The sequence below is a fragment of the Mycobacterium sp. NAZ190054 genome (assembly GCF_001545925.1).
Lineage (GTDB): Bacteria > Actinomycetota > Actinomycetes > Mycobacteriales > Mycobacteriaceae > Mycobacterium.
Genome location: NZ_LMVQ01000094.1, coordinates 1 through 12419, shown reverse-complemented (window position 1 = coordinate 12419; position 12419 = coordinate 1). Strand labels below are relative to the sequence as shown.

11 protein-coding genes and 1 pseudogene are annotated in these 12419 nt (G+C 65.8%); 6 read left to right on the top strand and 6 right to left on the bottom strand.

What is annotated here, in order from left to right; genetic code table 11:
• From ASJ79_RS32065 to ASJ79_RS08620, 3 genes and pseudogenes are all read right to left on the bottom strand, one after another.
• Positions 1-126: pseudogene (locus tag ASJ79_RS32065) on the bottom strand (acyl-CoA dehydrogenase); the annotation flags it as partial.
• An 8-nt stretch (positions 127-134) separates the two neighbouring features.
• On the bottom strand, positions 135-1292 hold the full coding sequence (locus tag ASJ79_RS08625) for an acyl-CoA dehydrogenase family protein (protein ID WP_067954296.1): 1158 nt from the start codon (positions 1290-1292) through the stop codon (positions 135-137).
• An 80-nt stretch (positions 1293-1372) separates the two neighbouring features.
• Positions 1373-2182: a DUF1460 domain-containing protein gene (locus tag ASJ79_RS08620; RefSeq protein WP_067954295.1), complete on the bottom strand. Its 810-nt coding sequence runs from the start codon at positions 2180-2182 to the stop codon at positions 1373-1375.
• Positions 2183-2302: 120 nt separating this feature from the next.
• Between ASJ79_RS08620 and ASJ79_RS08615 the strand changes: the two genes are divergently transcribed.
• The 6 genes from ASJ79_RS08615 (at position 2303) to ASJ79_RS08590 (ending at position 9320) form a co-directional block, all read left to right on the top strand.
• Positions 2303-3247 carry a lytic transglycosylase domain-containing protein gene (locus ASJ79_RS08615; protein WP_067954294.1) on the top strand — a complete coding sequence of 315 codons (945 nt, stop codon included), beginning with the start codon at positions 2303-2305 and terminating at the stop codon, positions 3245-3247.
• 91 nt (positions 3248-3338) lie between these two features.
• Positions 3339-3632 (top strand): hypothetical protein, encoded by a 294-nt coding sequence (locus tag ASJ79_RS08610; protein ID WP_067954293.1) that lies wholly within the window; start codon positions 3339-3341, stop codon positions 3630-3632.
• 124 nt (positions 3633-3756) lie between these two features.
• Positions 3757-4536 (top strand): peptidoglycan-binding protein, encoded by a 780-nt coding sequence (locus ASJ79_RS08605; RefSeq protein ID WP_067954292.1) that lies wholly within the window; start codon positions 3757-3759, stop codon positions 4534-4536.
• Between the two features lie 38 nt (positions 4537-4574).
• On the top strand, positions 4575-7076 hold the full coding sequence (locus tag ASJ79_RS08600) for a M50 family metallopeptidase (RefSeq protein ID WP_231750789.1): 2502 nt from the start codon (positions 4575-4577) through the stop codon (positions 7074-7076).
• A 120-nt stretch (positions 7077-7196) separates the two neighbouring features.
• Positions 7197-7748, top strand: a complete 552-nt coding sequence (locus tag ASJ79_RS08595) for a GIY-YIG nuclease family protein (RefSeq protein ID WP_369803630.1) — start codon at positions 7197-7199, stop codon at positions 7746-7748.
• Between the two features lie 342 nt (positions 7749-8090).
• Positions 8091-9320, top strand: a complete 1230-nt coding sequence (locus ASJ79_RS08590; protein ID WP_067954289.1) for a site-specific integrase — start codon at positions 8091-8093, stop codon at positions 9318-9320.
• A gap of 787 nt (positions 9321-10107) precedes the next feature.
• On the opposite strand, the gene ASJ79_RS08585 is transcribed toward ASJ79_RS08590, so the two are convergent.
• The 3 genes from ASJ79_RS08585 to ASJ79_RS33095 form a co-directional block, all read right to left on the bottom strand.
• Positions 10108-11079: a hypothetical protein gene (locus ASJ79_RS08585; RefSeq protein WP_067954288.1), complete on the bottom strand. Its 972-nt coding sequence runs from the start codon at positions 11077-11079 to the stop codon at positions 10108-10110.
• The gene (locus tag ASJ79_RS32060; protein WP_156448341.1) at positions 11055-11732 is read right to left on the bottom strand and encodes a hypothetical protein; all 678 of its coding nucleotides are present in this window, start codon (positions 11730-11732) and stop codon (positions 11055-11057) included. Before ASJ79_RS32060 ends, ASJ79_RS08585 begins: the two co-directional genes overlap by 25 nt.
• 293 nt (positions 11733-12025) lie before the next feature.
• Positions 12026-12419: hypothetical protein (locus tag ASJ79_RS33095; protein ID WP_197420132.1), on the bottom strand; the 394-nt coding region annotated here is incomplete at its 5' end.

Sequence of the window (12419 nt, the reverse complement as noted above, 5' to 3'; positions counted from 1 at the left end):
GTCGCGGCTCCAGCCGAGCTCGGATTCGACGGTCTTGAGGCGGCTTTCCGGGTCGTAGATGCGCGACAGCATGTCCCGGGTGGTGTCGCGAAGCAGGACCTGCTCTTCACTGAACTGAAAATCCATGGCTTATCTCACAATCCCAGAATGGTCGACGCGATGATGGTGCGCTGCACCTCGTTGCTGCCGCCGTAGATGGAGGTCTTGCGGTAGTTGAGGTAGCGCGCGGCGGTGTGCTGGGCCCATTCGGCCGATGCGATCCCCTCGGCGCCGAACGGCAACGCGTCGGCCCCGGCGACCTCGACCATGAGTTCGGTGGCGACCTGCTGCAGTTCGCTGCCGCGCAGTTTGAGCACCGACGAGGCCGGGTTGGGCTTGCCGCCCTTGGATCCGGACGCGACCCGCATCTGGGTGAGTTCGAGTGCCAGCACGTCGTTCTCGGCCTCGGCCAGCCGCGCCGCGAACAGCGGATCGTCGATCAGACCGTTGGCCTTGGCGCGTTCCTTGACCTCGGAGAGGCGCAGCTTGGTGCGGCCCACCTGCGCGATGCCGTTGCGTTCGTTGCCGAGCAGGAACTTCGCGTAGGACCAGCCCTGGTTCTCCTCGCCGACGAGTTGGTCGGCGGGCACCCGGACATCTTCGAAGAACACCTCGTTGACCTCGAAGCTGCCGTCGATCAACTTGATCGGCCGCAGTGTGATGCCCGGGGTGTTCATGTCGATGAGCAGGAACGAGATGCCGGCCTGCTTCTTCGGCGCGTTGGGATCGGTGCGCACCAGGCAGAAGATCCAGTCCGCGTACTGGCCCAGGGTGGTCCAGGTCTTCTGGCCGTTGACGACGTAGGTGTCGCCGTCGCGCAGCGCGGTCGTGCGCAGCGAGGCCAGGTCGGAGCCGGCCTCCGGCTCGGAGAAGCCCTGACACCACCAGATGTCCAGCGCGGCCGTCGGCGGCAGGAAACGTTCCTTGATCTCCTGGGAGCCGAACTCGGCGATCACCGGGCCGACCATGTTGGCGTTGAACGTCAGCGGCTCCGGCACGCTGGCCAGCTGCATCTCGTCGAGCCAGATCTGCTGCTGGGTGGGCGTCCAGTCCTTGCCGCCCCACTCCACCGGCCAGTTCGGCACGGCCAGACCGTGATCGTTGAGGATTTTATGGGCGGTGACGACGTCGTCGCGGTTGGCCTCCGTGGCGGTGCGGTTCCGTTCGCGGATCTCCGCCGGGATCTTGGTGCGGTAGAAGGTGCGAAGCTCGTCGCGGAAGGCGGCTTCCTCGGGTGTCAGCGCCAGCTGCATGTGCGGACTCCTGGTTCATCGGGGGACCACCCGCCAGACTAACCACTTGGTTGGGAAGCAAACACAGGGGATGCGACCCGTCACAGCAGCGGGCGCAGCACCACGATTCCGGGGACGGTCCGCAGGTAGGCGGACAGCGGAGTGTCGACGACGGCGTCGTCGGTGCTCACCGACGACGCGTTGCGGAAGATCGGTCCGTCCGGGGTGTCGACGAAGATGCCGACGTGCGTGACGTCCAGGCCGCCGTCGCCGGCGTAGGCGCCGAGGTAGTCGCCCGTCCGCAAACCGGCGACGACGTCGTCGGTGACCCGGTCGCTCGGGATGTAGGTCACGGTGCGCGGGACGACCGGCAGGCCCGGCAGGTAGACCCCGCCGGAGTCCTTGCTGTTGAGGTTCTTCGTGGTGCGCACCGCATCACCGCTCAGCCGGGCCGTGACGTCGGTGGCGACCGGCGGCGCGGCGGCCGCCCAGTCGGTGAAGAAGTGCCTCCGGTTCGCGAACGACACGATCCCGTCCTTGTATCGGACCTCGGCCAGGCCGGTGAGGAACCCGTCGCGGTCGTGTGCCCGTTTCAACGCCTCGACGTAGTCGGCGTAGGTGAAGCAGTCGACTCGTTCCAGGTCGACGACGAGCTGTTCGGGCTCGGTGGCCGAACCGATGAGAGTGCCTGCGCCATAAGGCGTTCCGAGGAACCGCGCGGAAAGCGGATCGGGATCGACGGTGTCGGCGGCGAGCATCGACTCCAGGATCCGTTCACTGCCGGGGGAGATGCTCACCGCCGGTGATCCGTGCGCACCGGCGAGTGGAGACAGCGCCGCGAACGCGGACCAGAGCAGGGCCACCCACGTCGTCCGCGCCACGCGGCGGGTGCGGTCGGCTGACCTCGGCATGGCATCTCCTCCCCGGGACACTTCGGCCACTGTACGGGTCGGCCACCACGCCATCGGTCAGACTGGTACACGGCAATCACACGAATCGCGGAGGGACGAGATGAGCTGTGGTGAGGGGTCGTGACGACCCGATCCGCCGTGATCCTCGCCGGTTCCGCCGCTGTCGTGCTCGTCGGCGGTGCGGTGTTCGCGGCGTCGCCGACCCGCGATCCGGCGCCCGGCCCGGAGGCCGCGCAGGTGGCCCCTCAGGCGGCCCCTCCGGTGTCGCCGTCGCCGTCGCCGCAGCGGGCGCAGCCCCAGCTGGCGGCGGACCCGGTGCTGCTCGTCGAGGGTCTCGCCGAGGACGAACGCGCGTTGCGTGATCCGTCGTCCTCCGAGGCCGCGCTGCGCGCCGCCGCGCGCCGTCAGCAGGTGGCGTACCGGGTTCTCGGGCGCCACCCGGAGTGGGACGCTGTGGTGCGGCCGCGGGTTCCACCGGATCTGCTCGACGTCTACGACCGCAACATCGACGCCCGCAGACAGCTGACCGCGATGAGCAGCGGCCCGGGCAGGCCCACGCTGCCCGCATGGCGTATCAAGGCGCCGGCGCCGGCGCCCGAACTGCTCGGGTACTACCGCGAGTCCGAGGCCGCCTCCGGTGTGGCGTGGAACTATCTGGCGGCCATCAACCTGGTCGAGACCGCGTTCGGCCGGATCGCCGGGGTCAGCACGGCCGGCGCGCAGGGGCCGATGCAGTTCCTGCCGTCGACGTTCGCGACGTACGGCGCCGGCGGCGACATCACCGCGGATCGTGACAGCATCATGGCGGCCGGCCGGTTCCTGGCCGCGCACGGCTTCGCACGCGACCGCGCTCGCGCGCTCTACCGGTACAACAACTCCAACAGGTACGTGCGTGCGGTCACGCACTACGCGACCCTGATCGGCGCAGACCCCGCTGCCTTCGCGGGCTACTACCGCTGGGACGTGTACTACAACTCCAGCGCCGGTGACGTGGTGCTGCCGGTCGGCTATGCGGCGACGGCACCGATCCCCGTCGCGGAGTATCTCGCCACCCACCCGCAGTGACGCTGCTGCGCCGCTTCGCCGTCACCGCTGGAACAGCTTGGCTACGATGGGTGCACGCACAGGGTCGGGGATCGATCAAGGGAGCCCTGCGATGCGCAACTTCAGTCATCGGTCGGTATCCGTCGCCGTGACGGCGACGGCGCCGCTCGCCTTCCTGGTGCTCCTGTCACCGGGGGCGGCGCAGGCCGCCGAGTGCGGGGCGGGCACGGTGTACGACCCGCCGACGGACACCTGCGTCGCCGCGCCGCTTCCCCCGGCCCCGCCGCCTCCTCCTCCGCCGCCGCCTCCGCCTCCGCCTCCGCCGTGGAACGGTGACCCGACACCGGGCTTCTCGATCGGCATCTGCGCGCCGATCCCGTTCGTGTCGCTGTGCACCGGCATCTGACCCTGCACTTCTGATCGCCGGTTATCTTCGCAGGTCAGGGGCTCGCAGCACATTTCGTCGTGATCTTGGTTCTTCCGGGGTACTCGGTGCCCACAGAGCTGTGCGCATCGAAAGGAAGAAGACGATGAGCGTCGAAGGACTCTCTCCCGAAGAACTGCTCGCCGAAAGCGCGGTGGCGCTTCCCGACAAGGAAGTCGTGTCGATCCTCGATCTCAACGCCGACGTCGACGTCGCGATCGACGCCGCATCGCCGATCGACCTCGCGGCCGCCGCCAACCTCAACGTGGCGGCACCGATCGACGCCGCGGCCGGCGCGAACGTCCTGACCTACGGTTCGGGCAGCCAGGCGGTGGTCGATCAGGGCACGTCGATCGAGCAGATGCTCGACGCCGACGCCTACGCCACCTCGACCCAGGTGAGCGGCATCGATCAGGGCGGCATGGACACCGACGACGACAGCACCGGCGGCACCGATGGCACCGGCGGGACCGACGGGACCGACGGGACCGACGACGGCACTGGAGCCACCGTGGACACCAGCCCCGGCGCGCTCCTGGACGGGAATCTGCTCAACGTCAACGTGAACGTCGATCTGGATTCCGACCTCGCGGCCCCGATCAGCGGCGCGGTCGCGGCCAACGCCAACGTGGCGGCGCCGATCAACGCCGGTGTGTCGGCCAATATCGGCTCCATCGACTCGGATGCGATCTCGGTCGCCGAGCAGGACGCGATCATCAAGCAGACCGTCATCGGCGAGGCCGTGGCCGAGGCCGACCAGGACTCCACGATCTCGCAGGGCGACGGTGACACGGGCGCCACCTCCGACGCCGGCACCGCCGGTGACAGCGGTTCGTCGGACGGCGGCACGGGTGGCAGCACTGACGGTGGTTCCGACGCGGGCTGACCGCCCGACGTCCGAGTGAGGGTACGGCCGTGACCACCATGGGTGCGCAGCCCGGCCTGGCACCTCTGCAGCGCGCGGACGGTGTCGAGTTGATCGGGTCGCTGCCCGGCTCCGGTTACCGCGTCCCGCCCGCGCTGGTGCGCCGCGGCGACGGGCAGACGGTGCAGCTGACGCCGCTGCTCTACGCGATCATCACCGAGATCGACGGTGAGAAGACCGCCGCGGAGGTGGCCGCGGCGGTCAGCGCGTCGACCGGCCGCCCGGTCAGCGAGGACAACGTCACCCACCTTGTCGACGACCAACTGCGGCCACTTGGCCTCATGACACTGCCTGACGGCAGCCAACCGGTGACCAGGAAGCGAAACCCGTTGCTGGGACTGCGGTTCCGCTACGCGGTCACCGACGCCGCGCGCACCCGCAGGCTGACCGATCCGTTCCGGGTGCTGTTCCGGCCCTGGGTGGTGGTGCCGGCGCTGGTCGCGTTCGCGGCCGTCTGCTGGTGGGTGTTCTTCGAGAAAGGCCTGGCCTCGGCCGCCCACGACGCGTTCGAACGGCCCGGCCTGCTGATCCTGGTCTTCGCGGTCACGATCGTCTCGGCGGGATTCCACGAGTTCGGTCACGCCGCCGCGGCCCGCTACGGCGGGGCCACCCCCGGTGTCATGGGCTTCGGGGTGTATCTGGTGTGGCCCGCGTTCTACACCGACGTCACCGACTCCTACCGGCTCGGACGGGGCGGGCGGTTGCGGACCGACCTCGGTGGCCTGTATTTCAACGCGCTGGTGGCGATCGCGATCACCGGGCTGTGGCTGTGGCTGCACTACGACGCGTTGCTGCTCGTGGTCGCCACGCAGATCCTGCAGATGTTGCGCCAGCTCGCACCGCTGGTGCGGTTCGACGGCTACCACGTGCTCGCCGACCTGACCGGCGTGCCCGATCTCTACTCGCGCATCAAGCCGACCCTGTTGGGCGCCCTGCCGTGGCGATGGGGGGATCCGCAGGCGCGCCAGCTCAAGGTGTGGGCCCGCATCGTGGTCACCCTGTGGGTGATCGTGGTGGTACCGCTGCTGCTGGCCACCGTGGCGATCGCGGTGTGGGCGCTGCCCCGACTAATGGGCTCGGCGTGGGCGAGCCTGGGCACGCAACGGGACGTGTTCGTCGCGGCCTGGGGCGACGGCGACGTCGTGCAGGCCGTCGCCCGGGTGCTGGCGATGATCGCCATCGTCATCCCGGTGGCCGGCATTCTCTACATGCTGGCCCGGCTCGTGCGTCGTACGGTGGCCGGCACCTGGAAGGCCAGTGCGGGGAAGCCGTTGCTGCGGTTGCTGGCCGTGGTCGCAGGCGGGGTCGTGCTGTGCGGCGTCGCCTACGCGTGGTGGCCGCAGGAGTCCAGGTACCGCCCGATCGAGCCGTGGGAGCGCGGCACCATCGGGGACATCGTCTACGCGCTGAAAACCGACCGGATGCTGCGGCCTGCGCAGCGGGAGACCCCGGCAGCCGTGGCGACGCCCCCGCGGCTGGTCAACGGCCAACGAGGCGTCATGCACGTCGTGTGGGACACGCGCACGGCGATGCCCACCCAGGACTCCCCGCAACTGGCGCTCGTGCTGACGCCACGCACCTCATCGTCGGTCGTGAACGGAGGCGGCGGAAGCGGTGGAAGCGGTGGCGGCTCGGCCGTCGCGGCGGGGTCCGCCGCGACCACCGACGGCTGGGTGTTCCCGGTCGACAAGCCGCTGGCCCCCGAGCCCGGCGACACCCAGGCGCTGGCGGTGAACACCACCGACGGCACCACCGTCTACGAAGCCGCGTTCGCGATGGTCTGGGTCACCGACAACTCGGACGCGATGAACGTCAACGAGGCGCAGGCCTACGCCTCGTGTCAGTCGTGTGCCGCGGTCGCGGTCGCCTACCAGGTGGTCTTCGTCGTCGACAGCGACGACGCCGATGACAACGTCGTCGCTCCGCAGAACCTGGCCGGCGCGCTGAACTATGAATGTGTCAACTGTCTGACCTACGCGCTGGCCCGCCAGATCTTCATCACCCTGGACGACCCGTTGTCGCGGGAAGCCATGGACGATCTGGACGCGGTGTGGACCGGCCTCGCGGCATTCGCCGAGGAGATCGAAGCGGGCACGGTGCCGCCCGAGCAGATCGAGACACGGCTGGAGGCCTACACCCAGCAGATCATGGCCGTCATCCAGACCGCTGCGCCCACGGCGCTGCCGCAGCAGAGCGCGACCTCGACGGCACCGACCACCTCCACCGGCGTGACGACGACAACGACAACCAGCGCACCGGCGACGACGCCGCCGTCGACGACCGCGCCGGCGACCACCGCCACCGCGACTCCGACCGCTCCGGAGACGACCCAGGCGGTGGCGCCGTCGACAACGGCCGAGGCGACCGTCAGCAGTGAGGTGGCGGAGCCGACCGGCGAGACCGCCACCGCCGAGACCGCTGAGCCGTCCTCGGCGAGCGAACCCGACGCGGGTGGGGACACGACGTCAGGGGATTCGGCCGGGGGCGAGACCGCCGGGTGAACCGATCGCGCACCTCCCCACGACGACTACGCTGAGGCGATGGCCGAGTCGATGTCTGCGAGACGCAGCGCTGCGAGCGTGGAAAAATTCCTTGCAGCGCAGCGCTTTACGCGCGATGAGGTGTTCGCCGAGCCGAGCCCGGTGCCCGCCGAAGCGGGCGTTCACGGCTGGTGGTTCCGCGACATCCCGGGTGACATCGACGTGTCGGGCTGCGAACAGCGAGACGGCTGGACCCTGCTCTACGTTGGGATCACCTCCGGGCCGCCACGGCCGGACGGCAAGCCGCGGGCGCCACAGGATCTCCGCAAACGCATCCGGTACCACTTCGGTGCCGGCAACGCCGGCGCCGACGGGTCCACGCTGCGCAAGTCGCTCGGCGTCCTGCTGGAGGGTGAACTCGGGTGCACGCTGCGGCGGATCGGTTCGGGCAAGCGCATGACGTTCGCTGGTGGCGAAAGCGTCCTGACACGGTGGATGGCCGAGAACGCCGCGGTGTCCTGGGTGCCGCATCCCGAGCCGTGGCACCTCGAACGCAAGCTGATCAACGCGCTCGACCTGCCGCTGAACTTCCAGGACAACGAGCGCAACGCGTTCGCGCCAGAGCTCAGGAGGCTGCGCCGGGAAGCGGTCGTCAGGGCCGGGAAGAAGCGCGTGCTCGCGGAATGGTCGTGACCAGCCGTCCGCGCTGGTGAGTGGGTGCCCCCGGCAGGATTCGAACCTGCGGTTTCGTTCTCAGCAAACACCGTCGCTGACCAGCTGATCCTACCGAAATTCTTGTGTGCCAAGGGATTTAATCGGAAACACGCTTCGGGCATCTCGCGCATGTGGTGCCGATTGGCGTACCCTGAATAGGTAGCTGGTGGGTAGGTCGGGGCAACGCCCTGGTCAACGCGCTAGAACCGCAGGAAATGAGGTAAGAATCGTGGATGAAACGGCATTTGCTGAGTGTGGATGCATCCGGCGCGGTGTCGCTCGGAGTGCTTTCGGCGATGGGCTGACGAAAGTGATCGCGCGATGAGCAACAGAAAAGGCCACCGCGCGTGGGGCAGCATCAAAAAGCAGGCCACCAAGACGCCGAGCTATCAGGCGAGCTTTCTAGGACCCGACAAACGCCGCTACTACGCGCCGACCATCTTCGGATCAAAGGGCAACGCCGAACGCTGGCTAGCGCGCGAGCGAGACATCATGGATACATGCGCGGCCACCGGGACGCGATGGAAGCCGCCAGCGCAGCGCGCGACCGAGAAAAAGGCCGAAGTGCTGACCTTCGGTGTTTACGGCAAGCGCGTGATTGACGAACGCAAACTGTCGCCGCGCACGCGAATCGAATACAACGCTAAGTGGTCGCAGTTGATCGAACCTAAGCTAGGCAAGCTGGCATTGCGTGACCTGTCTCCGGCAGATGTTCGCGCGTGGTTCTCATCGCTTGACGCCACGAAGGAAACGCGCAACCGGCACGCGTATGCCGTCGTGTCGATGATCTGCAATACCGCCGTGCGTGACGGATTGATCGAACGCAACCCCTGCATGGTTGTCGGCGCGATGAAAACCAAGGGCAAAAAGGCCGACAAGACACCGACCACAGTCGAATTGCACGCCATTGCCGACAAGCTCAGCGCTGATCCACGCTACGAACGATTCAAGGCGCTTGTGCTGATTACTGCGTGGTGCGGCCTGCGCTTCGGTGACGTTTCGGAACTGCGGCGCAAAGACTTTGACCGGGATTGCACAACGGTCACAATCAGCCGCAGCGTGACGCATCGAATCGACCCTGACAATCCCGACGCTGATCGGTGCCGAATCAAAGACGGAACCAAGAACGGTGAGCAACGCACTGTGACGATTCCACCGCATATCCGCGATGCCGTGAAAACCCACCTGACGCGTTACGTTGCGCTCGGTCCCGATGCGCTTCTGTTCGTTCCGGATCGTGGTGGCTGTCACTTGGATGATCGCGTGTTTAACAAAGACGTATTGCAAAAGGCAGCCAAAGACGTTGGACGCGAAGACTTGTCGGTTCACGATTTGCGACACTTCGCGGGAACGAAAAACGCTGCCGTCTCATCGTTGGCTGAGAACATGGCGCCGCTCGGTCACAAGACGGTCGGCGCTGCGCTGCGTTATCAGCACAGCCAAGACGGGCGCGATGCAATTGTGGCCGCGAGCCTCAGCGCGAATGCGTTGGCTGAGCTTGCCGAAGCTGTCGAGGGTGATGGTCTGGGCGATGAATCGGTGAGCGCTTAGAAGCCAATGCATTGGCGCTGTGTGCCCCGTAGAGCCACGAACAGGCACGCTCTGGTGTGATCGGTCGGCCCGGTGCAATTCAATGACGTGCGAAGTGGGCAGCGGTAATAGGTGGCTAATGGGTAGGAACGCATCGGCTATGGGTATCGGCGCAGGTCAATAGGCTAATGCCCGCAGGTTTTGTATCTGCGGACGCAAGCCGAAGTGATCGACGTATCGAGCAATCATGCTGTGCCACAGAGGGTTTCACTCCAACCACGCGGTTGCGCGACTCATCGCAACGAATCGCAGCGCGCTTCGTCTGGAATCTCTCGACTGATTCGAGCCGCCAGAATGAACGCGTAATCCCGCCAGTTTGGCGACGACGACAACAGTGCAAGCGCATGCGCGTCGTGATCGCACGCCCGTTTCTTTGAGGGCATCCAGCGCCGGGGCGCGCCGCGCCCAGCGGACACGAGACTTACCAGCAAGCCACCGGCCTGAGCGTTGACCATGGGTTCGCGTGTCCAAGGGTCATTCTCAACCCCGCCAGTGGCGGTCAGCATGTGTGTGGCCCCGCTGGGTTATCGCGTTGTGCGGCTAGCTGACCCCGGCAAACAAGTGTGGACGGGGTGGACAGGGTGGACATGCTTCGCGAAATACGCCCTCAAGCCCTCATACGCGATATGGAATTTATCTATATGACCTGGTCTTTTGGTTTTCGCGTCCGGCCGATTTTTCGCAGCGATGTCCACCGTGTCCACGGTGTCCACCCTTTCAGCGAACGCCGCATACTTGATTGCTGGACTCACTGGTCAGCCAAGGCCAGTATGTAACCGTCTGATCCGGTGTTGGTCGCTGATCGCATTTTCTCGATCCGCCTTGCATCGATCAACACCGCTTCGGCGTCCTCGAAATACTCGCGGTCTCGACTGTTCAGCCTTTTGCGCACTTCGGCTCGCGCAGCATGCCCGGGAAACTTGTGGATAAGCAATCGGGCGATGTTCTCTGACACACGTTTGATTTTGCGCTCTAGTTTCACTTGTTCTGCGATGTCCTCACGAACACCGGCGGCGACGCCGCGATTGGTGTTTTCCTCAACACTGCGTTTGTTGAGTTGATCGAGCACGTGCTTGCGCGTTGCATCTGACACCGCCATGACGAACCCGGCACGTCGCCAATCGTTTTCGGTGATCGCTTGGCGTCGTCCTTCGAGTGCCATCAGGGCTGCGGCGATTTTCAACCGGCACAACAGTTTGTGAGAATCGAGCGGATCGACTGATTCATCGCCGCGAGCGATAGCGCGCCGTGTTTGCTTGATCTGCTCTCGCGCCGTTTCGGGAATGCTGAGCACAACGAACTCGCTCGGATCGGCTGGCTCGCTCAACTTGCGGCACCGCTCGTTGTCGGCGTCGAACGCTACGACGCTGCCGTTGGTGGCGGGTTTGGGTGCGTCGATCCAGCGGCCTAGATCAAGCGGCGGCGGCTCGTCGGGTTCGACTTCGGGAATGCCGGGATCGGTCGTCGGCAGCCACACAAACCGTTGCGGTGTGCCGCCATCGGCGTCATCGAATAACGGTCCGGCCTTGGAGGGTTGCACGCCGATAACCATGCACAGCCGATACCGGTTGTCGACCAGAACGATTCGCCGCTCATCGCCCGCGTAGTCGGTGCCCAGTCGCTCACCAGACCAGCCTTCGCGAAGGGTGCCCATGATGGTCGCGCCGCCACGCGCTGCGGTGGCGCTCAGCGTCTCTACCTCCGGTATCTTGGCCAGCACCGACCACTGTTTGCCGATCTGGTCGTACCCCCGCCTTGGTTCGCAGGCAGTTTCCGCACGTAGGCGAAGCATTTAGCCAGCCCTTCGCCGCTGCCGGGTTTGGTTGGCGCGTAGTCAGGTTCGATCTTGAGCCAGTCGGCGGCAGCGCGCATCGCCGTCGACTTGGTGTCTCCGCTTTTCCCCACCAAGGCGACAAAGAGATTGAGGCTGGCGTGGCTGCCGATGGTCGGCGGCAAGACGACGTGCGGAGGTATCGAGGACACGACGCGCGCCAAGCAATTGCCCAGCATCGCCCACGGTCCAACCATGCGCGCTCGGGCAAATTGCCGTAGGTCGCGCAACTGCTGTGACGACGACCAAAACGATTCCTCGTCGTTTCGGCTGGGATCGGCGTTGCTTCGCCGTGCGTGGTCGGCATCCTTGGCGGGTTTGGTGTGACCATCTTCGGGCTGCCCACACATCATGCAGTCTTTCGGCCCGATCCTGGCGGGCCTGATGTAATTGGGCGGGACGGGCTTATTGCAACATATGCAGACGATTTCGCCGGTCTCGGTGGTCTTGGTGTCGCTGAGGTCTAGATCGTCGTCGGTGTGATCGCCGCCGCCTAGATATGGCCATGCCTCTAATGCCGCCGCTCTGGCATCGTTGGGCACCAAACGCGGCACCGGCCTTGGCGCAACCGCCGCTGCGGGACCGGTGCTGTCGTGATGGTGCGCTAACATTAGTGCGTCCTCTAAATCTCAGGCTGGGACATTGACCCGCTCAGTAGTCGTCGCTGAGCGGGTTTCCCCGTTATCGGACCTGAAATGGTAAGCGTCTCAGGCGCGAATCGTCGGGATTGACAGAGAATTTCGGCGTACTCTGGTGGTGCTGACGGCATCAGCACGGACCCGCTGGGTATGCAGTATCGGGCCAAACGAGAGCCAGCCCAGCGGGTTTCGTTACGTCAGCCGTCGTCTTCGAAGCCGTCCATGTCGGTTTCGTAGATGAATCTGTCGGGCGGTTCGTCGTTTGATTCGTCGGTGGCCGGCGGTTCGATCACTTTCCACGGGACCGAACCGAAACCATCCGAGTAGGGGTCGTCAACGGAGCATTGTGCGGAATCAACGGTGTTCTGACTGAGATATGCGCCGAGACACCATGAGCACACGCGCACGAGGATCACCAGATCACCACGCGCCACCGGTAACGTAACGAAGCTCGACGCGATGAATTGGCGTGCCCTCTGTTCTCCGGACTGCGGACCAAATAGGGTCGGTCTGGAAAGGATGAACTGGGTTGGCGAAGAAATATCAGAAGTTCTCACCTGAGTTTCGAGAAGAAACGGCCAGGTTGGTGGT

What these genes read in the sequence shown, in the direction of transcription:
- ASJ79_RS08625 (WP_067954296.1), bottom strand. Translation starts at nt 1,292, where the DNA reads ATGCAGCTGGCGCTGACACCCGAGGAAGCCGCCTTCCGCGACGAGCTT.
- ASJ79_RS08620 (WP_067954295.1), bottom strand. Translation starts at nt 2,182, where the DNA reads ATGCCGAGGTCAGCCGACCGCACCCGCCGCGTGGCGCGGACGACGTGG.
- ASJ79_RS08610 (WP_067954293.1), top strand. Translation starts at nt 3,339, where the DNA reads ATGCGCAACTTCAGTCATCGGTCGGTATCCGTCGCCGTGACGGCGACG.
- ASJ79_RS08605 (WP_067954292.1), top strand. Translation starts at nt 3,757, where the DNA reads ATGAGCGTCGAAGGACTCTCTCCCGAAGAACTGCTCGCCGAAAGCGCG.
- ASJ79_RS08600 (WP_231750789.1), top strand. Translation starts at nt 4,575, where the DNA reads ATGGGTGCGCAGCCCGGCCTGGCACCTCTGCAGCGCGCGGACGGTGTC.
- ASJ79_RS08590 (WP_067954289.1), top strand. Translation starts at nt 8,091, where the DNA reads ATGAGCAACAGAAAAGGCCACCGCGCGTGGGGCAGCATCAAAAAGCAG.